At 69.9% G+C, this 20,773-nt stretch carries 14 protein-coding genes, 1 tRNA gene and 1 pseudogene; 6 read left to right on the plus strand and 10 right to left on the minus strand.

What is annotated here, in order from left to right; all coding sequences use genetic code 11:
* Positions 1–28: 28 nt before the first annotated feature.
* Positions 29–861, plus strand: a pseudogene (locus OG408_RS35160) (IS701 family transposase); the annotation flags it as partial.
* A gap of 242 nt (positions 862–1,103) precedes the next feature.
* Here OG408_RS35160 and OG408_RS35165 read toward each other — a convergent pair.
* The gene (locus OG408_RS35165; RefSeq protein ID WP_326673676.1) at positions 1,104–2,210 is read right to left on the minus strand and encodes an HNH endonuclease; all 1,107 of its coding nucleotides are present in this window, start codon (positions 2,208–2,210) and stop codon (positions 1,104–1,106) included.
* A gap of 68 nt (positions 2,211–2,278) precedes the next feature.
* Complete coding sequence (locus OG408_RS35170) at positions 2,279–4,972, minus strand: NACHT domain-containing protein (RefSeq protein ID WP_326673677.1); 2,694 nt, start codon at positions 4,970–4,972, stop codon at positions 2,279–2,281.
* 891 nt (positions 4,973–5,863) lie between these two features.
* On the opposite strand from OG408_RS35170, the gene OG408_RS35175 reads away from it, so the two are divergent.
* Positions 5,864–5,943, plus strand: a tRNA-Leu gene (locus tag OG408_RS35175).
* Between the two features lie 125 nt (positions 5,944–6,068).
* On the opposite strand, the gene OG408_RS35180 is transcribed toward OG408_RS35175, so the two are convergent.
* Positions 6,069–6,974 carry a hypothetical protein gene (locus OG408_RS35180; protein WP_326673678.1) on the minus strand — a complete coding sequence of 302 codons (906 nt, stop codon included), beginning with the start codon at positions 6,972–6,974 and terminating at the stop codon, positions 6,069–6,071.
* 162 nt (positions 6,975–7,136) lie between these two features.
* On the opposite strand from OG408_RS35180, the gene OG408_RS35185 reads away from it, so the two are divergent.
* A complete protein-coding gene (locus tag OG408_RS35185; protein ID WP_266785617.1) occupies positions 7,137–8,336 on the plus strand; it encodes an oxygenase MpaB family protein in 1,200 nt (399 codons plus the stop codon).
* 52 nt (positions 8,337–8,388) lie between these two features.
* Here the strand turns inward: OG408_RS35185 and OG408_RS35190 are convergent, their stop codons facing one another.
* Together OG408_RS35190 and OG408_RS35195 are read right to left on the minus strand one after the other, a co-directional pair.
* Positions 8,389–9,585, minus strand: a complete 1,197-nt coding sequence (locus tag OG408_RS35190) for a TetR/AcrR family transcriptional regulator (protein ID WP_326673679.1) — start codon at positions 9,583–9,585, stop codon at positions 8,389–8,391.
* Positions 9,586–9,672: 87 nt separating this feature from the next.
* On the minus strand, positions 9,673–10,341 hold the full coding sequence (locus tag OG408_RS35195; RefSeq protein WP_266785621.1) for a TetR/AcrR family transcriptional regulator: 669 nt from the start codon (positions 10,339–10,341) through the stop codon (positions 9,673–9,675).
* A 269-nt stretch (positions 10,342–10,610) separates the two neighbouring features.
* On the opposite strand from OG408_RS35195, the gene OG408_RS35200 reads away from it, so the two are divergent.
* Positions 10,611–12,446 carry an AMP-dependent synthetase/ligase gene (locus OG408_RS35200; protein WP_266785623.1) on the plus strand — a complete coding sequence of 612 codons (1,836 nt, stop codon included), beginning with the start codon at positions 10,611–10,613 and terminating at the stop codon, positions 12,444–12,446.
* 58 nt (positions 12,447–12,504) lie between these two features.
* Here OG408_RS35200 and OG408_RS35205 read toward each other — a convergent pair whose 3' ends face one another.
* A complete protein-coding gene (locus tag OG408_RS35205) occupies positions 12,505–13,644 on the minus strand; it encodes an acyl-CoA dehydrogenase family protein (RefSeq protein WP_266785625.1) in 1,140 nt (379 codons plus the stop codon).
* Between the two features lie 90 nt (positions 13,645–13,734).
* Between OG408_RS35205 and OG408_RS35210 the strand changes: the two genes are divergently transcribed.
* A complete protein-coding gene (locus OG408_RS35210) occupies positions 13,735–14,361 on the plus strand; it encodes a TetR/AcrR family transcriptional regulator (protein WP_326673680.1) in 627 nt (208 codons plus the stop codon).
* A 31-nt stretch (positions 14,362–14,392) separates the two neighbouring features.
* Here the strand turns inward: OG408_RS35210 and OG408_RS35215 are convergent, their stop codons facing one another.
* On the minus strand, positions 14,393–15,898 hold the full coding sequence (locus OG408_RS35215; protein ID WP_285564189.1) for an aldehyde dehydrogenase family protein: 1,506 nt from the start codon (positions 15,896–15,898) through the stop codon (positions 14,393–14,395).
* Positions 15,899–16,087: 189 nt separating this feature from the next.
* Positions 16,088–17,011, minus strand: a complete 924-nt coding sequence (locus tag OG408_RS35220) for an LLM class F420-dependent oxidoreductase (RefSeq protein WP_266785631.1) — start codon at positions 17,009–17,011, stop codon at positions 16,088–16,090.
* Positions 17,012–17,217: 206 nt separating this feature from the next.
* On the opposite strand from OG408_RS35220, the gene OG408_RS35225 reads away from it, so the two are divergent.
* Entirely contained in the window at positions 17,218–18,663 is a 1,446-nt protein-coding gene (locus OG408_RS35225) for a glyceraldehyde-3-phosphate dehydrogenase (RefSeq protein ID WP_266785633.1), read from the plus strand.
* Between the two features lie 119 nt (positions 18,664–18,782).
* Here OG408_RS35225 and OG408_RS35230 read toward each other — a convergent pair whose 3' ends face one another.
* The gene (locus OG408_RS35230; protein WP_326673681.1) at positions 18,783–19,454 is read right to left on the minus strand and encodes a response regulator transcription factor; all 672 of its coding nucleotides are present in this window, start codon (positions 19,452–19,454) and stop codon (positions 18,783–18,785) included.
* Positions 19,451–20,758: a sensor histidine kinase gene (locus OG408_RS35235; RefSeq protein ID WP_266785637.1), complete on the minus strand. Its 1,308-nt coding sequence runs from the start codon at positions 20,756–20,758 to the stop codon at positions 19,451–19,453. Before OG408_RS35235 ends, OG408_RS35230 begins: the two co-directional genes overlap by 4 nt.
* Between the last annotated feature and the right edge of the window lie 15 nt (positions 20,759–20,773).

Genomic DNA, 20,773 nt, shown 5'->3' on the forward strand with positions numbered 1-20,773 from the left:
GGTGGCCAGGTCGGTCGTCGGTGTGGTTATGGGTGAGGACTTTGCTGATGTCAGGTTGGGGCGGGTGAACTGGAGGCGGTGGATGAGCGGTTCGTGCACCGTTTCAGCAGGTCGGGGCCGCGTGAGTCGGCACTGGCCTATTTGCGGGGGCTGATCGCTCCGCTGCAGCGGAAGAACGGCTGGACACTGGCGGAGAAAGCCGGCCACGCGGGCCCGGTCCGCATCCACCGGATGCTGAGCCGGATCGAGTGGGACGCCGACGAGGCCCTCGACGACGTGCGTCAGCACGTGGTCGACCACCTCGGCGACCCCGACGCCGTCCTGGTCGTGGACGATACGGGCATTTTGAGGAAGGGGACGCGGTCGGCTTGGGTGCAATGGCAGTACTACCGGCACCGCCAGACGCACGGAGAACTGCCGGGTGGGCGTCTTCCTCGCCTATGCCACCGGCCGCGGGCGGACACTGATCGACCGGCGTCTGTATCTGCCCACCTCCTGGATGGATGACCGGGAACGGTGCCACCGGGCCGGCATCGCCGATGAGGTCGCCTCCGAGACCAAGGTGGCCACGGCCAAGGCGATGGTCCGCCGCGCCATCGCGGACAGGATTCCATTCCGGTGGGTGACCGATGATGCCGCCTACGGCTTCTCCAAGGGCTGGCGCTCCGAGCTGGAGCGGGCGGACGTCCTTCACGTCATGGCCACCACCGGCACGACACCGTGGTTACCCGCTGGGCGATCGATCATCCCGTCCACGACCTGTTCAACGGCCTCGCCCGGCAGAAATGGAAGCGCTGTTCCTGCGGCAGTGAGGCACACGGCCTGCGGATTTACGACTGTGCCTGCGTCGAGGTGCGGCCGGTAGCGGAGCACATGCAGATCCTGGGCGTCAAGGGACAGCAGGAAGGTCTCCCTGCGGGGATCCTCCCTCACTGCAGGCCACGCGGACGGGGCAGTCGTGGTCGACCACGCGCCCGCGGGAATCCTCCGCGCACCGACCAGGGGTCTCGGGTGCATTGTCAGTGCTGCAGTGGAAGATGACCGCCGGGTGCTCGGCAATCGTCACGCGCCGATCGTACCCGCATATCGAAGCCTGAAGGAAATCACGCCCCATGGCTGACCTGATCGGACGCGAACTCGTCGCACAGCACACGCATTGCCTCCAGCACGTCAGCCCGTTGACCGGCGGTGAGGTGTTGGAGATTCATGCCGATGAGGGCAACGCGCCGCAGAAGTTTCTCGAGGGCGTCCGCTTGATGTTCCCGGGCCAGTTTCGCTACGTGGTCCTGGATCCTCCGGACGTTAGCGAGGGCCCCCTCCTCTGTGTAGTCGGCGACCTCGTTCGGCCATACCCCGTTGTGGAAGATGCGCCGGTGGATGCTTCGCCTCCACCTCAGGACTGTCCGGTCCCGCTTGCTTGAATTGCAGGAGCGGCACGAAGGAACCAAATTGGTGATGCTGTGGGCTCCGCCGAGGTGGAGCGGGACCACGTGATCGACAGCCTCGGCCCGGATGCCGTTCGACCCGCAATAGGTGCACCACCCGCCGCCCGCCGCCAGCACCACCGCACGCACCCACGCCGGAAGGGCTCGCTCGTAATCGCTCATCTGCTGATGATTGCAACCGGCCGTGTCAGCGGACGCAGTTAGTGTGAAAGAATGACCGCAGGCCAAATCCGTGATAGCGAGAACGAAGAGCGCCACCTCCGAATCGAGGCGGCAGGCGCGGGTCTTCGTAGGCGGGCACGGCGTGTCCCCCCTCGGCCAGTTCCCCGGCTGATCGGGGGCCGGGCCTCGCGGCGCTGTGTACGGTGCGGGCGGCACGCGTGCGCCGGCTGGACGCGTCACGTCATACGCTGCCTGGCAGGGCGTCATGCGAAGACGGGGCGGTCGCCTTCGGTGCCCGGCTTGTTTCACCGAGGTCGGCGCGGACCCGCTGCTGCGGGTCTTCGATGATCTCGACCGCGAGGGCCGCGACGGACTTCCGGGAGACGGCCTTCCCGCGGAACGGCTCTTCGCGCGCGCGATGACGTAGTCGATCTCGTCCTCGTCCCAGAGCCACGCCGGACGCAGCATGGTGTAGTCGAGATCGGATGAGGTGATCGCATCGGCCGCCGCCCGGTAGGTACGCAGCGTGTCGGTCCCGATCGCCTGCGCATTCCAGCGGCCGAAGGCGCCGGGTACCTCGCCGTAGATGCCCAGGAAGGGCATGCACGTGGACGGTCGGGCAGCGCGGTGGGGCGCGTACCGGACACCACGAGCCGGCGCTGGACTGTTCCTCACGCGTCGAACGACTCCGTCGGACGCAGCCGCACCTTTGGGCGCCCGCTCGCGTTCACCTTCTCGATGCTAATTTTGCCTTCCTTCTGCATCCTGCGCACAAAAGCTTGCCAGGTGTCGAGGCCGTAGTCCGAGACCCAGTGGAGCTGGCTGTTCTCATCCGGGGCGTAATCGCGCTTCACAATAATCGGCCCCCGCGCACGGGTGATGTTGGCCTTGAAATGGTTGTCACTGTCGTCGGCGCTCTGTTCATCGGCCAGCCCTAGGGCGCGCTTGATGCTCGGCCGTCCGACCGCCAGCTCGTTGTGCATCAGCAGCTCGCGTACGTGCTTGTAGGAGTCGCCCAGCAGCGCGCTGGCGCCGGACCGCGACAGGTCCAGCCGCTCCACACGACCGGAGGCCAGCAGGAGTTCGACCCCCGGCTCCACGGTCAGGTTCTGCACCCGTGCGTCCACGAGCGTCACCTGTCCGGAGCCGCTCAGCTCCAGGTTCTCGACGCTGATGCACCGCCCGGTCCGGGGCCCTTCGCCGACCCCGTGGACCTTTGCCCACAAGGCGCCGAGGCTGAGCGAGGCCCCGGGCAGATGCGCGTCGGAGGCATACGCCGCGCTCACCTTGTGCTGGAGTTCCATGACCAGTTCGGTGGGCTGCCCCCGGCCCTGGGACTTCCACATGGACAGGATGAGCTGAGCGCACAGGGGAGAGATGGGCACGCTGAACAAGAGGGACACCGCCTGGTCCAGCGGTAGGCGGGCGATCTGACGGGCCAGGAACTGCTCGGCGATCGCGAGATGGGTGAACTTGAACGCCAGTTCGTCGTCCGCCCACTCCGCGCTCAGGCCACAGAGCGCGACCAGCCGCCGCTTCTCCTCCTTGTTGAGATCCCGGCCGAGGGCCAGCGACGCCGCCAGTTCGAAATCTTCCCCGGAGATCTCCGGCACGACGTTGCGGGCTATCAGCTCCGACACCTCGGAGAAGATGTCGGCCAAGACCTCCGAACTGAAAAGGTCGTTGCCGCCCTGGCCCGGCATCTTGCGGCGTTCCCGCTGCAGGTAGGTGTCGACCACGAACTGCATGAACTCGCCTGATCCCTCGGTCCGCACCCAGTCGACGAACGCCAGGCAAAAGAAGGGCGTGGTCAACAGCTGCCGGATCTCCTGGGGTGTGCCCGTGCCGTCCACCTCGATCGGCAGCTGACTGGTAAGAGCCCGCAGCTGTTCAGGCCGCCACGGCAGCAGTTCGAGCGGCGTCATATATGGCGGCCAGGCCAGGGCATCGCGCGCGGTCAAGCTCCGCAGGAGCCGGGCTTCCGAGTAACTCGACCGCGCCGAGAGCACGACGGTTCCCTTGCCGCGCAACTCGTCCAGGATGGGTTTCAGGCCGGTCAGGGGATTGTCGTAGGTGCGGAAACCGAGGAGCTCGTCGAAGCCGTCGATCACCAGGATCACCAGACCGGCGCGGCAGAGGGCCAGCACCGAGCGCTTGTCGAGGATGCGGGTCGGCGCCATGCGGGCGTCGAGCAGCGTGTCGAGGCTGTTCGCACTCGCTCCACTCGAGGAGATGTAGACCGCCAAGGGGCTGAGGTCCTCACCTGAGGAAAGGGACTCCCGGGCAAACTGGAGCAGACTATGCGTCTTGCCCGACCCCGCCTCCCCTGTCAGCGTGATCAGGTTGGTGCAGGCGTTGTAGATCCCGGCCTGCTGGCTGATGCGCGCGCACGCTTCGGTGATCGTGACGTCGCGCCCCTCCCCGAACGGTCCGCTGGCGATGTGGACCTGGGCGGGCACATTGGGGATGTGCCGTTTGAGATCCGGGAACAATTCGTCGCTGATCTTCTTCTCGAGCTCAACCTGCTCATCGAGTCCCTCCAGCAGCCGCTCCTTGAGGAGGTCCCACTTGCAGATCTCCGCGAGGAATGCTTTGTACGGACGCGGACCGGCCTCGGAGCGCCAAATTCGGGCGTGGTCGACGTCCAGCTCGAAATGGTCGACCCGACGGACCGAGCCCTCCGAAGTACGCAGTTCCCAGCGGGCCGCGATGGGCTCGGGAGGGTCGACGAGCGTCTGGACCGAACCTGGCTTGGCGAATCCACGGAGATCCTTTTCGATGTCCGCGGCGAAGCTCTCGAACATCCTGTCACCGCCCTGGAGCCCCAGCTTCTGAAGGGCGTCCAGGGTCCCCTGATCGCTGATGTCGGTCGCCGGCCCACTGCGCGGCCAGTAGGTCGCGGTCGCCGATGAGTAGTCCTGCAGCGCGGCGGGTTCGCCTCTGACCAGGGTGAAGAACGGCTCGAGGTTAGTGGCGTGGCCGTGCTCGTGGATCCTCACGATCCGGGTCGCGTTGTCCTCGACCACCTGGTGCAGAGTGTCGAGATCCACGTTCTGGGGGTCCGGCCCTCCGTGGAACACCTGATTCCGCATCCGCCGGAGCGACATTCCCGGTGCGATCTCCATGTTGATGCTGTCGGCGACGACCAGCGCCGAGGCCCGACAGCTGTCGCATTCCAGGGACCCCTGCTGCCGCTTGACGTAGGTGGACCACCGGTCGAGGGAACCCGGTGTGGTCAGTTCCGTCGGCCCTCCCGCCGCAGCCGCGCACAAAAGCCCCAGGACGCGCAGTTGGAACTCGACGTGAGCCAGCGTCTTCAAGGGCTCCAGCTGCCTGTCCGGTGCGGCCACGAGGTCAGCGATCATTACGTCGTCTCCTGTGGTACAGGCGCGAGCGGGATCAGTATTGTCACACGTCAGCACTGCTTCAGGGGGCGGGCGTTCACGCGGGACCAGCGCCGCCGCGCGAGCGGTGGTAGCCCTGGGGGCAGGTAAGTGTGCGCCCCGTGCCTCACGGCCCCTCTTCCCTGCGGCTCAGGGCATGCGCCAGCTTGTCCTGGGGCGGGGCGCGCACAACCTGCGGAACGTGGATGCCGAGCGGCCTGCCGGTGGCGGTATGGCACGGCCTGCTTACAAAGGACTGCATCCGCCTCGCGCCTTTCCGGTAGCCCGGCAGCCCGGCAGCGATCGGTGGCGAAGCGGCAGCGGCCCCCCTGGGTCCCTTGGCTGCGGTCCAGCTCTACACCTCGGCTTGATGCCGGACACCCACGAAAGCGCAGTTGTGGCCGGCGGCGACCTCCTCACCGTCACCGACCTCATGGCTCGCACCGACTTCGACTGGTGCAGCAAGTGTGGTGGCTGTGCCATACGCAAACTCACCGAATTTCAGCTGTCCTGATACCGGGCGGCTCACCGATTGCACGACATCAAACGGCGACTCGTGGCAAGAGCGCAGCGCCTGACAGCGACACCTCCACGGTGACCACCCACTTCGGTGAACTGGCGGCCTGGCAGCTGGTCTATGAGGAGCAGTGGTGCAGCAGTGATTCCTGGCAATGGTGGGACACCATCTGCGAGCTCAGCGCAAGACTGCCAGGTGTCATGCCGTGACAGGCCCTGGCGAGGCGGCCTCTTGACCTGGCGGCGACCCTTGGACGAGCGTGTCACGGACACTCCCCATGGGGACCAGTTCGGGACCAGACGGTGTCCGCGCACCTGAACGGCACGCACGTCACCACACGCTGTGCCCCCTGATTTCTGGACGTATGTACAGACAAAAGGGATGACCCCTACTCCTGGGGGTCAAGGGGTCGCAGGTTCAAATCCTGTCGTCCCGACTGGAGACAGTCGCAGATCAGGGCCGGTTTCGGAGAAATCCGAAACCGGCCCTTGATCGTTTCGGGGGGCCGGTCGGGGGCGGACCCCTGCCCGCCCGGCCCCCGGCCCCCGACGGCCGGCCGGTCTACGGCGTCCCTCGCCCTCCGACCTGGTCCTTGGCCCACCACAGGAACGCGGCGGCGTGCTGCCGGTTGGCGAAGCCCTCGCCGGCGAGGGTGAGCAGGAGGTCGTTGCTCCACAGGACGAGCCGGCCGAGCGTCCAGTTCGCCGACTCGGGCTTCGGCAGCTCCAGCCCGTAGACCATCCGCGCGATCTCCCGCTTGCCGCCGGCCTCGGTCGTGTACTTCAGGATCGTCAGGAAGCGGTCGGGGTACGTCACGCAGAGCACCTTGGTGAGGAGGGCCTCCTTGAATCCGGTCATGGCGAACGGCTCGGTGCCGGACAGGAGATGCTCGAGCCGGTCTTCGAGCGGCACGTCGTCGGGCCCGTGCAGGAGGTACTCGATCGTCTTGCGGGTCGCCTCCGCGGCTGCCGCGTCGCCCATCTCGTTCCACGCGGAGTTGAAGGTGGCCTGATTGCCGGGGCGGGCTCCGATCTCGGAGTTGGCGAAGTCCTTGAGGGCTCGGGGGTCGCACGTCCACAGTCCGCCCGGGGAGAAGATCCGCTGGTACTTCGCCCAGTAGTCCGCCACTTGGGGGTCGAGGTCCGGCCGGACGGCGAGGTAGCGCTCCTTCAGCCGGGCCACGCGCTTCACCTGCTCGGGACCGGCCTCCCCGGCTTTCGGGAAAAGGGAGTTGAGCTCACCGAAGGGACGGAGTGTGTTCCTCGCGGGGACCACGGGCTCCTTGTGCTCCCATTCGTAGCCGCACCGGTGCCTCACGAGCCGGCCTCCGCCGTCGAGTTGGCGGACCGCCTCGATGTCCTCGTCGTCGCTGCACAGCGGACACATGGCCAACACCATGACCACCCCCACTTCGTCGGTGCCGGAGCCCGGCTCCGAGCTGTCGCGTGCTTCGGCCGGGCCCCGCATTCTCCCACCCCGTGTCCTCACCATTGCCGACGGCGACGCGTCTCGCTATGTTAATGAGAAATCACATCTGTGTAACCTTGATCATCTCGTGCTGGCCACGTAACTGGCCTTTCTGCGAAGGCACATAAGACCATCTGGCCCTTCAGGGAAGAAGGTAAGTCAATGGAGAATCTCAGCAGGCGCAGGATGTTGTCGCTCGGTGTCGCGCTCGGTCTCGTGGGCGTGGCGCAGCCCGCCCAGGCGTGGGCGTCGCCCGGCTCGGTGGCCGGGGCCGACGCGGGGACCGGTCCGGCGTGGATCTGGGACGACGTGGCGGACCCGCTGATGGTGTCGATGCTCGACGGCGGACACGTGCCCGCGATCAACACCGCATGGGCGTCCTGGGTGAACAATGACGACCCGCTGCCCGGCGGGCTGCCGGCCGAGTTCGCCGCGTATCTGACGCAGGTCAACCGGCTGCCCGCCTGGGCGGACCCCGTCAAGCTGGCCCGCGCCGCCGACTTCAACCGCCGCAGGGACCTGTACCTCTTCATGCTGTACGGCCTCGGCAGCGGAATCATGAGCACCGTGATCCCCCGCGAGGCCAAGAGCGTCTACTGGTCCGCGGGCGGTGCCCACATGCAGGACCGCGCGGCCAAGACGTTCACGTTCGGCTACGACCTGTCCCAGCTGGGGGCCTTCGAGCCGGCCGGGCAGTTCGTCGTCACCGCGAACAAGACACGCGTGGTGCACGCCGCCGTGCGCCATCTGCTGCCGCAGTCGCCGCACTGGCGGGCGGTCGCCGACGAGACCGTCCCGATCAGTGCCGCCGACATCCTGGTCACCTTCCACAGCCTGGGCACCTATGTCCGCAGGCGGCTGCTCGACTGGAAGGTCCCGTTCCCGGCCGCGGACCAGGAGGCGTTCCTGCACTCGTGGCAGGTCGCCCTCCATCTGCTCGGTGTGCCGGACGAGCACATTCCGCAGACCTGGGCCGCCGCCGAGAAACAGTCCGCGCAGGTACTCACCCCGATCCTCACCCCCTCGACCGAGGGCATCGCACTCGCCGGGGAACTGCTCGGTCTGACCGCGCAGATCGACCTCGGCGTCACCCGCGGCTTCCTGAACGAATTCGTCCGCTACGTCCTCAGCGACGAGGTCGGCGACTGGCTGGGCCTCAAGCGCGACTACGTGTCCGCCGCGCTGGTCCGCACCGCGTGGCCCGCGTACATCCTGTTCCGTGAGGGGCTGTCGCCCGTCATGCCCGGCGCCTTCTACGCGATCGACCAGATGGTGCGCGCCCTGGGCATGCTGTTCCTCAACGGGGGTTCCTCCGGGACCACCACGCCCATCACCATCCCCACCGGGAACAGGGCGGGCTGAGCCGCCGCCGGTGTGCGGCCCCGCCTGCTGCCTGCCCGCGACGGACCGCTGCTCAGAGCCCCAGAGCGGCCACGACCAGCGCGGTCACGGCCGCACGGTGCTCCGGGCTGTCCTGCCACCGCAGTCTCCGTCCCGCCTCGACCGTCACGCCGAAGCCGGCGTGCACCAGCACTCGGGCCTGGCGCGGGTCCAGCTCCGGGCGGACCAGCCGCAGCTGGTGCTCCCAGACGGCGATGTGCTCCCGCTGCGCGAGGAGCAGGGGCTGCCGCAACTGGGCCGGCAGGCCGGTGAGCTCGGCTTCGGCCACGCTGTTCAGCTCGGTGTGCCCGAAGCTGTACGCCACGTACGTCGCCGCCAGCGCGACGACGGCGTCGTGCGGACCGGCCACCTCGTGCAGGCTCCTCTCCACCCCCTGGGCCAGCAGCCCCGCCGCCTGGAGGCATGCCGCCGACAGGATGTCGATCTTGCCGGGGTAGTGGCGGTAGAGCGCGGACGTGGTCAGTCCGACCGCCTGCGCGATCTGTCCGTTGGTGACGCCGGCGAAGCCGTCCCGGGCGAACAGCGGGATGGCCGCCGCGAGGATCTCGGAGCGTCGTGTCCGCGGCACGGGCGGGGCCGGAAGTTCGAGGGGGCGTGCACCCGGCCGCCCCGCCGCGGGGTCACGCGCGGTCACGCGCAGCGCGGACACCAGCAGCAGCTCCTCGGCGCGGCGTTGGGCGATGGAGGTGTGATGCATCGTGATGGAGGCGATCGCACCGAGTGCCGCCACCGCCCGCAGGCGCTTGTCGGGCAGCGGGTGTTCGCGCTGCACCGCCGCGTCGACCCGTTCGACGAGGCGGCCGAACTTGGCCGCGAGGCGCCGCCGGTCCTCGTGGCTGAGGTAGCGGGCCTCCCACCGGTACACGCCGCCCGACGCGCGGTGCGCGATGGTGATGCGGGTGATGGCGGTGAGCACATCGCTCAGGGACGCCCCGGCCGGCAGCTCGTCGAGCGCCGTGGCCAGTCCGTCCACCATGACGTCGGCGCACTCGGCGAACAGGGCGTACTTGTTCGGGAAGTGCCGGTACAGCGCCGCCGCGGTGATCCCCACACCGGCGGCGACCTCCTCCATCGACGCCGGGTGGTAGCCGCGCTCGCTGAACACCCGCCCGGCCGCCTCGACGATGAGCTGCCTGCGGTTGCGGGGCCGCGTGGCCGCGGTCCGGCCGACGGGTGCGGCCGAACGGGCGGATCGGGAGGCGGGAGCCATGCGGATGAGTCAATCACACGCGGTCAGCGGGCCGGAGCGGCTGACCGGCCCGGTGGGGACGCGCCGTGGACGGTCGGTCCGGCCGGTTCAGTCCCGGGCGAACGGGAACGCGAGGCCGCCGGTGACCGCGCCGGGGTGGCCCACGGTGCCAAGGCTCAGCAGTACGTGGCGTTCGGCGACCTCCTCCGCGGTGAGCGGGCCGTCCGCACGGAACCAGTTGGCGACGCCCTGGCACATGACGAGCACCGAACGCACCGCGTCGGCCGGGATCGGTGTGGTGAACACGCCCTGGGCGCGGCCCGCTTCGACCGTGTCCAGCAGCATGTGTTCGAGGTAGTCGCGCAGGGCGACATAGCGGGCCCGGTTCTGCGGCTCCAGGCTGCGGATCTCGGTGTCCAGAAAGGCCAGTTGCTGACGATGGGCCATGTAGAGCACGATCGACTCGACCATGCCGCGGAACCGCGCCAGCGGATCGGTCCCGGCCTCCGCCGCCGCGGCCCGGCAGCGGTCCAGGACGTCCTTGATGGAGGTTTCGAGCAGCGTGGCCAGCAGCGCCTGCTTGTTCGCGTAGTGGTAGTACAGCGCGGGCACGGTGACGCCGACCCGGCCGGCTATGTCCCGGACCGAAGTGCCGTGGTACCCGTGCTCGTTGAAGGCCTCCATGGCGTGCACCAGGATCGGGTGCAGGCCGAGCGGGCCGTAGGAGCGCCAGTGCTCCGCCGGAGGTGTGGTGGTCGGGCTCGGGTCGGTGCTCAACGGCTCTCCTCGGAACGGGCGGCGACCGGCCACATCGTACGGCCGCGGCCCCGTGAGCGCCTCCGTTTCAGAACTTAGCGTTCGCTCAGGAGAGCCCTGGGCGAGTGCTGCCCGGTCTGATTCCATTCTTCGATTGAAGCCGCAATAACTGGGAACGTCCGGGTAGTTGACCGCCGGTCCGCTCACTTCTACGTTCTTAGCGAACGCTCAGTAGATGCCCTGGTCGAGCGGACCGGGCCGCCGCCCTTCCGATCCGCAAGGAGGCCCCGATGACACCGGCACCCCGCACCACCGGCGACCTGCCCGACGCCCCGGCCGACCGGACCCTGCCGCAGCTGCTGGCCCGCAATGCCCGCGAGCACCCCGGACTCCCCGCTCTCTCCTGGAAGCCGGCGGACGGCGGCGAGGACGACTGGACCACGCTGAACTGGGCGGAGGTCCATGCGCACACCCGGAGCCTGGCCGCCGGCTTCCGGGCCCTCGGGGTGGGCCGCGGCGACCGGGTCCTGCTGATGATGTCCAACCGGTCCGAACACTGGCTGTCCGACCTCGCGCTGGTCCGCCTCGGTGCGGTCCCGGTCAGCGTCTACGGCACCGCCGCCCCCGAACAGATCACCCACATCGCCCGCAACTGCCGGGCCCGCCTCGCCGTGGTGGAGGGCGCGGCCCAGGTGGCGCTGTGGGAGCCGCTGATCGCGGACGCCGGCACCCCGCTGGAGCGTCTGGTGGTGGCCGAGGCGGGCGCGGAGGGGGACCACGTCCCGTACACCGACCTGCTCGGCGAACCGGTGCCGGAGAGGGCCGGCGGAGAACTGGACACCGCCCGGCCCGATGACCCGCTGACCGTCGTCTACACCTCCGGCACCAGCGGTGAACCCAAGGGTGTCGTGCTCACCCACCGCCAGGTGATGTCCAACGCCCTGGCGCTCGACGCCGTGGTGGAGCTGCCCCCGCACGTCGAGCACATCTGCTACCTGCCCTTCGCCCACATCGCCGAACGGATGCTCGGCATCTACCTGCCCTGTCACCGGGCCTCGCACGTCTACCTCTGCCCCGACCCGACGGGCGTCGCCGCCGTGGTGCGCAAGGTGCGTCCCGCGCAGTTCTTCGGTGTGCCGAGGATCTGGGAGAAGCTGTCCGCCACCGTGCGGGGCCTCCTCGCCCTGATGCCGGACGGGCAACGGGCCCTCATCGACGAGGCGTTCGCCATCGCTCGCGAACACGTGGGGTACCGCGAGCGGGGCGAGGCGCCGCCCGAAGGGCTGGAGAAGAGTTACGCCCGGGTCCGCGCGGACGTGCTGCTGCCCATGCTGGCCGCCGGCGGACTCGACCGGGTGACCTGGGCGGCCAGTGCGTCGGCGCCGATGCCGGCCGACGTGGTGAGGTTCTGGGCCGGCTTCGGCGTCGTCATCATGGACGCCTGGGGGCTGACCGAGACCACCGGTGTGGCCACCAGCAACAGCCCGCGGGCCGGATTCCGGCTCGGCTCGGTGGGCCGGCCGGTCGACTCGGTGGAGGTCCGCATCGCCGAGGACGGCGAGATCCTCGTGCGGGGCACGTCCGTCTTCTCCGGCTACCTCCAGCAGGACGGCTCCGTGCGGTCCGACCTGGACGCCGACGGCTGGCTGGCCACCGGTGACATCGGGCGGCTGGATGTGGACGGCTACCTCTGGCTCACCGACCGCAAGAAGGAGATGATCATCACCTCCACCGGCAAGAACGTCTCGCCGGCCCTGGTGGAGAACGCGCTCAAGGAGCACCCGCTGATCGGCCAGGCGATGGTGCACGGCGACCACCGCTCCTATCTGGTCGCCCTGCTGGTGCTCGACGCGGAGGCGGCGCCAGGCTGGGCCTCGGCCAACGGCGTCGAGACGCCCCGGGGACCGGCCGGGCTCGCGGAGCACCCAGCGGTGCTGGCGGAGGTGGACCGGGCCGTCGCCGCCGCCAACTCCCGGCTCAACCGCACCGAACAGGTCAAGCGGTACGCGCTGCTGGCCGAGGAGTGGGGCCCGGCGAGCGGCGAGCTGACGCCGTCGCTGAAGATGCGGCGGCGGGTCATCCGGGACAAGTTCGCCGACGAGCTCTCCGGGCTCTACGAGGACTGAGAGGGCTGGTCCGGGCGCGCTCCGTTCCCCGTGCGGCCCGGACCCGGCTCCGCCCCTCTCAGAGGCCGTACGTCTTGCCGATGACATCCCGCTGGATCTCGCTGGTGCCCCCGTAGACGGTGGACACCACGGCCGCCCGCAGATGGCGCTCCATGTCGAACTCCGTTGTGTAGCCGTAGCCGCCCATCATCTGCATGCCCTCCAGCGCCGCCCGCTTGGCGGTCTCGGTCGCCTTGAGCTTGGCCATCGAGGCCTCGCGCGGGAACACCTTGTCCGGCTGCGCGTCGCAGTCCAGGGCCGTGTCGCGCACCAGCAGCCGGGTGCACTCGATCTCGGTGGCCAGGTCGGCGATCCGGTGCCGCAGTGCCTGGAAGGAGCCGACGGGCCGGCCGAACTGCTCGCGCCCGCGGACGTAGGCGACCGTGTCGTCGAAGGCGCGGCGCGCCAGGCCCAGCATGTTCGCGGCCAGGAAGAGCCGCTCGTGGTTCAGCCCGGCCATCAGCTGCCGCCAGCCGTGGTCCACGCGGCCGACGACCGCCTCCGCAGGCAGTCGTACACCGGTGAGGAAGACGTCGCTGACCTCCCGGCCGCCCATGGTGTCGATCCGCCGCACCTCCACGCCCGGGGTGCCGGCGGGCAGGTGGAACATGGTCAGCCCGCCGTGCTTGTCCTCGCCGGTACGGGCCACCAGCAGGATGTGCTTCGCGCAGTGCGCGTTGGATATCCAGGTCTTCTGACCGTCGATCACCCACGTGCCGTCCGGTTCCTGCCGGGCCCGGCAGGACAGCGCACCGACGTCCGACCCGGCCCCGGGCTCCGACATGGCGATGGACAGCACCTCACCGGCCACGGCCCCGGACAGCACCTCCCGCCGCTGCTCCTCGGTGCCGAACCTCTCGTACGCCTTCGCGGCGATGACCGTCGTGACGAACCCCCCTGCCGGGACCATGCCGTACGAGGTCTCCTCCAGGAACAGGCAGGCGTCGGCCAGCCCGCCGCCCGCACCCCCGTACTCCTCGGGCAGACACACCCCGAGCCAGCCAAGGCCCGCGAGCCGGCCGTACAGCTCGGGGCTGTGGGCCTCGCGCCCGCCCGCGGTCAGCGCGTCGCGCTGCTCCCGCGTACCGCACTCCCGCTTGGCGAAATCACGTACGGCCGCCACGAAATCGGCCTGTTCCTCGGTGAGACGACTGCCCATCAGATCCTCCGGGATTCGAGGTCATGTGACGAAGTTATGATAGGCGTATCAATGACTCTGCGGGGGATGTCCGCCGGTATCGTGAGCGCCATGAGAACTGACATGAACGACGCGTGGCGCACCGCGGCCGTCGCCGAGCCGGAGACCGAGGACCGTACGGCGCGGCGGATCCTCGACGCCGCACTGGAGCAGTTCACCCTCCTCGGCCTGCGCCGCTCCTCCGTGGACGATGTCGCCAAGCGCGCCGGCGTCTCCCGCGTCACCGTCTTCCGGCGCTTCCAGACCAAGGACAAGCTGGTCGAGGCCACCCTGCTGCGCGAGCTGAGCCGGTTCTTCCAGCGGCTGGACTCGGCGGTGGCGGCGCTGCCGACGATGGAGGAGCGGGTCGTCGAGGGCTTCGTGGTCGCCCTGCGCCACACCCGGGCCCATCCGCTCTTCGGCGGTCTGCTGCGTCTCGAACCCGAGGTCGTCCTGCCCTATCTGACCGTGCAGAGCGGTTTCTCGCTCTCCGCGACCGTCACCTATCTGACGGGCCATCTGCGCCGCGCCCAGCAGGCCGAGGGCCGCCCGGACGAGGACCCGCAGCCGGTCGCCGAGCTGATGGTGCGCGTCGCCGTGTCCTTCCTGCTCAACCCCGCCGGCTGCATCGAGATGGACGACGAGGACCAGGCCCGGGCCTTCGCCCGCCGGTACCTGGCCCCGCTGCTGAACGCCTGACCGGCCGGACCGCCCGGCGGGGCGCCGTCGTTCAGCGCCGCCGGTGCAGCGCCCGGGCCAGCCGCACCGCGCGTTCCCTCGTGGCGGCCGGAACGTCGAAGGAGGTCAGCGCGATCGGCGGGGTGAACCGCTGTACCGTCGTCGACTGCACGGCGGTGAAGGCGCGCAGCCCCTCCTCGCCGTGGATCCGCCCGAAGCCGGAGTCCTGCGAACCGCCGAACGGGAGCGCCGGCACCGCCGCGAAGCCCAGCACCGAGTTCACCGACACCACTCCCGCCCGCAGGCGTGCCGCGACGGCCGCACCCGCGCGCCCGTTCCGGCAGAACACCGCGGCCCCCAGGGCGTAGCGCGAGGCGTTGGCCCGCTCCACGGCCTCGTCCACGTCGGCCACCGCGTTGATGGACACGACCGGACCGAACGTCTCGTCGGTCATCGCCGCCGCGTCCTCCGGAACTCCGGTCAGCACGACCGGCGCCACGTACGGAGCGCGCACCGAATCGGGCCCGCCCAGCAGGGCCTGCCCACCCGCCTCGACCGCACCGGTCACATGCCGCTCGACGATCCCGGCCTGGCCCGGCAGTGTCATCGGACCGTACGCGGCACCGGCCCCGGCCCCCGGGCTCAGCGCACCGGCCCGCTCGACCACGCGGGCGCACAGTGCCGCGTGGATCTCACGCACCGCGTAGACACGCTCCACACCCGCGCAGGTCTGCCCCGCGTTGCTCAGCGCGCCCCACACGATCGCGTCGGCGGCCGCGTCGAGGTCCGCGTCCCCGGTGACGATCACCGCGTCCTTCCCGCCGCATTCGGCGAGGAACGGTGTCAGTGTCTCGGCGCACACCGCCATCACCTTGCGGGCCGTCCCGGGCGAACCGGTGAACGCCACCTTCTCGACGCCGGACCGGGCCAGGGCGTCCCCGGTGGAGGCGGCGCCGGTGACGGTGGTGAGCAGCCCGGCGTGCTCGGGCACGGCGGAGTCGAAGAGCCCGGCCAGCAGGGCGCCGGTGGCCGGGGTCAGCTCGGAGGGCTTGAACACCACGGCGTTCCCTGCCGCCAGGGCGTAACCGATCGAACCCATCGGGGTGAACAGCGGGTAGTTCCACGGCCCGATCACCCCGACCACCCCCAGCGGCCGGTGCACGAGCGAGGCCCGCTGGTGGACGGTGAACAGTCCGGTGCGCACCTTCCGCCGGCGCAGCACGCGTGCGGCGTTGCGGGCGGCCCAGGCCAGGTGCTCCAGGGTGAGGACGACCTCCAGTGCGGCGTCACCGGCCGGCTTGCCCGTCTCGTCGGAGATGGTGCGGGCCACCGTGTCCAGGTCGGTGGCGAGGGCCTTCTTCCAGCGCAGCAGGTGGTCACGGCGGCGGGAGGCGGGCAGCGCCGCCCAGCCGGCCTGGGCGGTCCGGGCCCGGTCCACGGCGCGGGCGACCTCTTCCGGCCCGTCCAGCGGGTGCTCGGCGAGGGGCTCACCCGTCGCGGGGGAACGCGTGGTGAACGTCGTGGGGCGTGAGGGGGAGGCCGGGGCGGTGTCGGTCATCGGATCTCCTGTCGGGGTGCCGACGGTTCCGTGTCTCAGGGGAGTACCCCATGAGTCATCTCAGGGGGAGCACCCCATGAGTCGAAGATACTGAAAGTATTGAACTGTTTCATCGGGCGTCAATACTCAGGCGTCAGCACTCGTGCGGCGGGCTCCGGACAACGGCACCCCGCACCCCCTGCCCGCCGCTCAGCCCGCCAGCTCCCCGAGCAGTTCCCACGTGCGACGCCGGTCCGCCTCCCCGGCCAGATCCGTCCCCGAGAACACCACCTCCGTCGCCCCCGCGTCCCGGTAGCGCCGCACCTCATCGGCCACCGCCTTCTCGTCACCGATCACGGCCACGTCGCCGGCCCGGGCGGCACCGGAGAGCTCCACGACCCGCGCGTACGAGGGGAACTGTTCGTAGAAGGCCAGCTGCTCGGTGGCGGTCCTGCGAGCGGCATCGGCGTCGCCGGTGACCACGCCGTGCACCAGCGCCACGATCCGGGGCGCCGGGCGCCCCGCGGCCTCGGCGGCGGCGGTGACCGCCGGGACGATGTGCTCCGCCAGGGCCCGGGGCCCCGCGAGATAGGGCAGGATCCCGTCCGCCAGCTCGCCGCTGACCCGGAGGGCCTGCGGACCCATCGCGGCGACGAGCAGGGGGACGCCGCCCTCGGCGCCGGGCACGCGGGCCGGGAGCGGGGTGGCCGCGGTGATCAGCTCGCCGTGGAAGTCGGCGCTGCCGGTCTCGGTGAGCTGCCGCAGCGCCGTGAGGAACTCGCGCAGGCGGGCGATGGGCCGCTCGTAGGGGATGCCGAACCCCGTCTCGGTCAGCGGCTTCGTGCCGAGGGCGAGCCCGAGGTGGTAGCGGCCGTGGGTGGCCGCCTGCGCGGTCTGGGCCTGGCTCGACACGATCAGCGGGTGGCGTCCGAAGACGGGGATCGCGGAGGTGCCCACCTGGAGGTCCGGCACCTCGCGCCCGACGATCGCGGCGAGCTGCGGGGAATCGGCCCCGAAGGTCTGGCCGAACCAGGCCGACCGCAGCCCCGCGGCGGCGGCCTCCCGGGCGAGGTCCACGGTGGCGTCGATCTGGTTCTCGGATCCGGTCGCGCTGAGCGCTACTCCCACAGTCATGTCAGGGGAAACGAAGGGGAGTCGGCCGCACATTCCGGTTCCCGTATGACACCTTCGTGTCCGCCGCGTGAAGCTGTTCGAGTCCCGGCCGGCGGACCGGTCGCGGTCCGTCGTGCCCACCCGGGGGCCATCGGACGGCACCGTTTGAATGATCAAAAGAGCGACGGGTTACCATATGAGCGCCGCCTAGCTCGAAAGATAAACCTGTGACTGTCAATGACGACTCGTTCACCAACTGGATGCACCGCGAGGAGATCGCGGAGTCGATGATCCCGATCATCGGGAAGCTGCACCGCGAGAGGGACGTCACCGTCCTTCTGCACAGCCGCTCCCTGGTGAACAAGTCGGTGGTGAGCATCCTCAAGACCCACCGATTCGCCCGGCAGATCGACGGCGCGGAGCTCTCGGTCACCGAGACCCTGCCCTTCCTCCAGGCCCTCACCACGCTGGACCTCGGCCCCTCGCAGATCGACATCGGGATGCTGGCCGCGACCTACAAGGCCGACGACCGCGGACTCTCCGAGGCGGAGTTCACCGCCGGTGCCGTCGCGGGTGCCACGGGTGCCAACAAGATCGAGCGCCGTGAATCGCGCGACGTCGTGCTGTACGGCTTCGGCCGCATCGGCCGGCTGCTGGCCCGGCTGCTCATCGAGAAGGCCGGATCCGGGAACGGTCTGCGGCTGCGCGCCATCGTCGTCCGCAAGGGTGCGGGCCAGGACATCGTGAAGCGCGCCTCGCTGCTGCGCCGCGACTCCATCCACGGCCAGTTCCAGGGCACGATCACCGTGGACGAGGCGAACAACAGGATCATCGCCAATGGCAACGAGATCCAGGTGATCTACTCCGACGACCCGACGTCGGTGGACTACACGGCGTACGGCATCAACGACGCCATCCTGATCGACAACACCGGCAAGTGGCGGGACCGCGAGGGTCTCTCGAACCACCTGCGCCCCGGTGTCGCCAAGGTCGTCCTCACCGCGCCGGGCAAGGGCGACGTGCTCAACGTCGTGCACGGCGTCAACCACGACATGATCAAGCCGGACGAGCAGATCATCTCGTGCGCCTCCTGCACCACCAACGCGATCGTCCCGCCGCTGAAGGCGATGGCGGACGAGTACGGCGTCCTGCGCGGGCACGTGGAGACGATCCACTCGTTCACCAACGACCAGAACCTGCTGGACAATTACCACAACTCCGACCGCCGCGGCCGTTCCGCGCCGCTCAACATGGTGATCACCGAGACCGGTGCCGCCTCCGCCGTCGCCAAGGCGCTTCCCGACCTCGAGGCGACGATCACGGGCAGCTCCATCCGGGTGCCGGTGCCGGACGTCTCGATCGCCATCCTCAGCCTCAAGCTCGGCCGCGAGACGAACCGCGAAGAGGTCCTGGACTACCTCCGCGACGTGTCGCTGACCTCGCCGCTCAAGCGCCAGATCGACTTCACGACCGCACCCGACGCCGTGTCGAGCGACTTCATCGGCTCCCGCCACGCGTCCATCGTCGACGCGGGCCCCACCCAGGTCGACGGCGACAACGCGATCCTCTACCTCTGGTACGACAACGAGTTCGGCTACTCCTGCCAGGTCATCCGGGTCGTGCAGCACGTCTCCGGGGTGGAGTACCCGACGTACCCCGCACCCGCCCACTGACCCGGCCGCGGACTCCGGCCACGGCATCGATCCGGCAGAATGGCACGACGGTACGCAAGGCCCCCTTCAGGGACCCGCGACCGGCGCGCTCCACCTGCCCGGCCGGTGCCGTGGCGGTCTCAGTAGCCGGCCGGACGGACCAGGCCCGTCTCGTACGCGTGGATCGCGGCCTGCGTCCGGTCGCGCAGGTTCAGCTTGACCAGGATCCGGCCGACATGCGTCTTGACGGTCTGCTCCGCCACCACCAGCCGCTGCGCTATCTCCCCGTTCGCCAGGCCCTGCGCGATCAGTGACAGGACCTCCGTCTCGCGCTCGGTCAGATTGCCGATCCGGCCCTTGAGCGGGGCGTGCGGAGAGTCGGTCACCCGGGAGAACTCGGCGATGAGGCGCTTGGTTATGTTCGGCGCGAGCAGGGCCTCGCCCGTCCCCACCACCCTTACGGCGTGGGCGAGTTCCGTGGCGGACGCGTCCTTCAGCAGGAACCCGGACGCGCCGGCGCGCAGCGCCTCGTACACGTACTCGTCGAGGTCGAAGGTGGTCAGGACGAGGACCCTGGTGGTGGCCTGGGGTGCGGCCGTGATGCGGCGCGTCGCCTCGATGCCGCCGAGCCCGGGCATCCGGATGTCCATCAGGACGACGTCGGGGTCCAGTTCGCCGACCTTGGTCACCGCGTCGTTGCCGTCCACGGCCTGGCCGACGACTTCGATCCCCGGTTCGGCGTTCAGTAACACCGTGAACCCCTGGCGGACCATCACCTGGTCGTCGGCGATCAGCACGCGGATGGTCGTCATGCGGTGTCCTCCACAAGGTCGGCCTGTCGGGCGGGGGGCTTCGCGGGCAGCTCCGCGATCACTTCGTACCCCCCGTCGGGGGTGACGCCGAAAGCGAGCGTGCCGCCGAGCATCGCGGTGCGCTCGCGCATGCCCAGCAGGCCGTGGCCGGCGCCCGGCGAGGGCGGGGTGGGCCGGTCCGGTGCGGTGTTGGCCACCCTGATCGTGACGGCGGACGGCCGGTGGTCGATCTCCACGCGCACCTCCGCTCCCGGCGCGTGCCGCATCGCGTTGCTCAGTGCCTCCTGGATGATACGGAATGCCGACAGCTCGATGCCCGGGGTCAGGCGGGCCCGCTCGCCCGTGGTGTGCGTGGTCACCGTGAGCCCGGCGCCGCGCACATTGCCGACGAGCTCGTCCAGCCGGTCGAGTGTGGGCTGCGGGGAGTGCCGCTCGTCCTGGGGCACGGGGTGCTCGGAGCGCAGGACGCCGAGCACCTGACGCAGTTCGGTCAGCGCCTCCTTGGCGTTCTCCCGGATGCTCGCCAGGTTCTCCTTCAGCTCTTCGGACGGGTTCTCGACCAGGTGCGGGGCGACCTGCGCCTGGATGGAGATGACCGACATGTGGTGCGCGACCACGTCGTGCAGCTCGCGGGCGATCCGGTTGCGCTCCTCCAGGAGCGTGCGCCGGGCCCGCTCCTCCGCGGTGAGTTCCTCCAGCTCGACCAGCTGGGTACGGGCCACCCGGCGGCCGCGCAGCGAGGCGCCGACGACCGTGGCGATCACGAGGACCGCGGCGGCGAGGGGTGCGCGGTCGCCGTGGCCGGTGGCGAACGCGAAGGCCAGCCCCGGCATCGCGCCGATCACCAGCGTCTCCACCGCCGTTCTGGGGCGGGCCCGCAATGCGACGAGGAACAGCACCCATGCCTGGAAGATGAGTTCGGAGCCGGTCCAGGGGAACCTTCTGCCGCCGACGGTGTCGCCCATCTCGAACCACGCGACCAGAAGCAGCAGTTGAATCAGCGTCGACCCCCACCAGGCGGGGATCGGGCGGTACAGCGCGACGACGAGCATCGCCGCCTGGGCCACGGCGAGCACGTAGCCGAGTTCGCCCAGCTGGTAGGCCCAGGCGAACTTGTTGCCGTTGGACGCGGTGACGACCACGCCCAGCAGCACCGCCACCGTCACCGCGAGTCCCCGCTGCCACCGCGGACCCCTGGCCGTGGGCCTCGGCTCGGCGGTCCCCGTCCAGAGGTCCTCCCGCAGAACGCGCGCCGGCGTGCGCAGGCCCGCCGCTAGCCGCTCCGCCCTGTTCGAGGTCGTCATGCGGGACACAGTAGG

Source organism: Streptomyces sp. NBC_01257, from assembly GCF_035917255.1.
Taxonomy (GTDB): domain Bacteria; phylum Actinomycetota; class Actinomycetes; order Streptomycetales; family Streptomycetaceae; genus Streptomyces.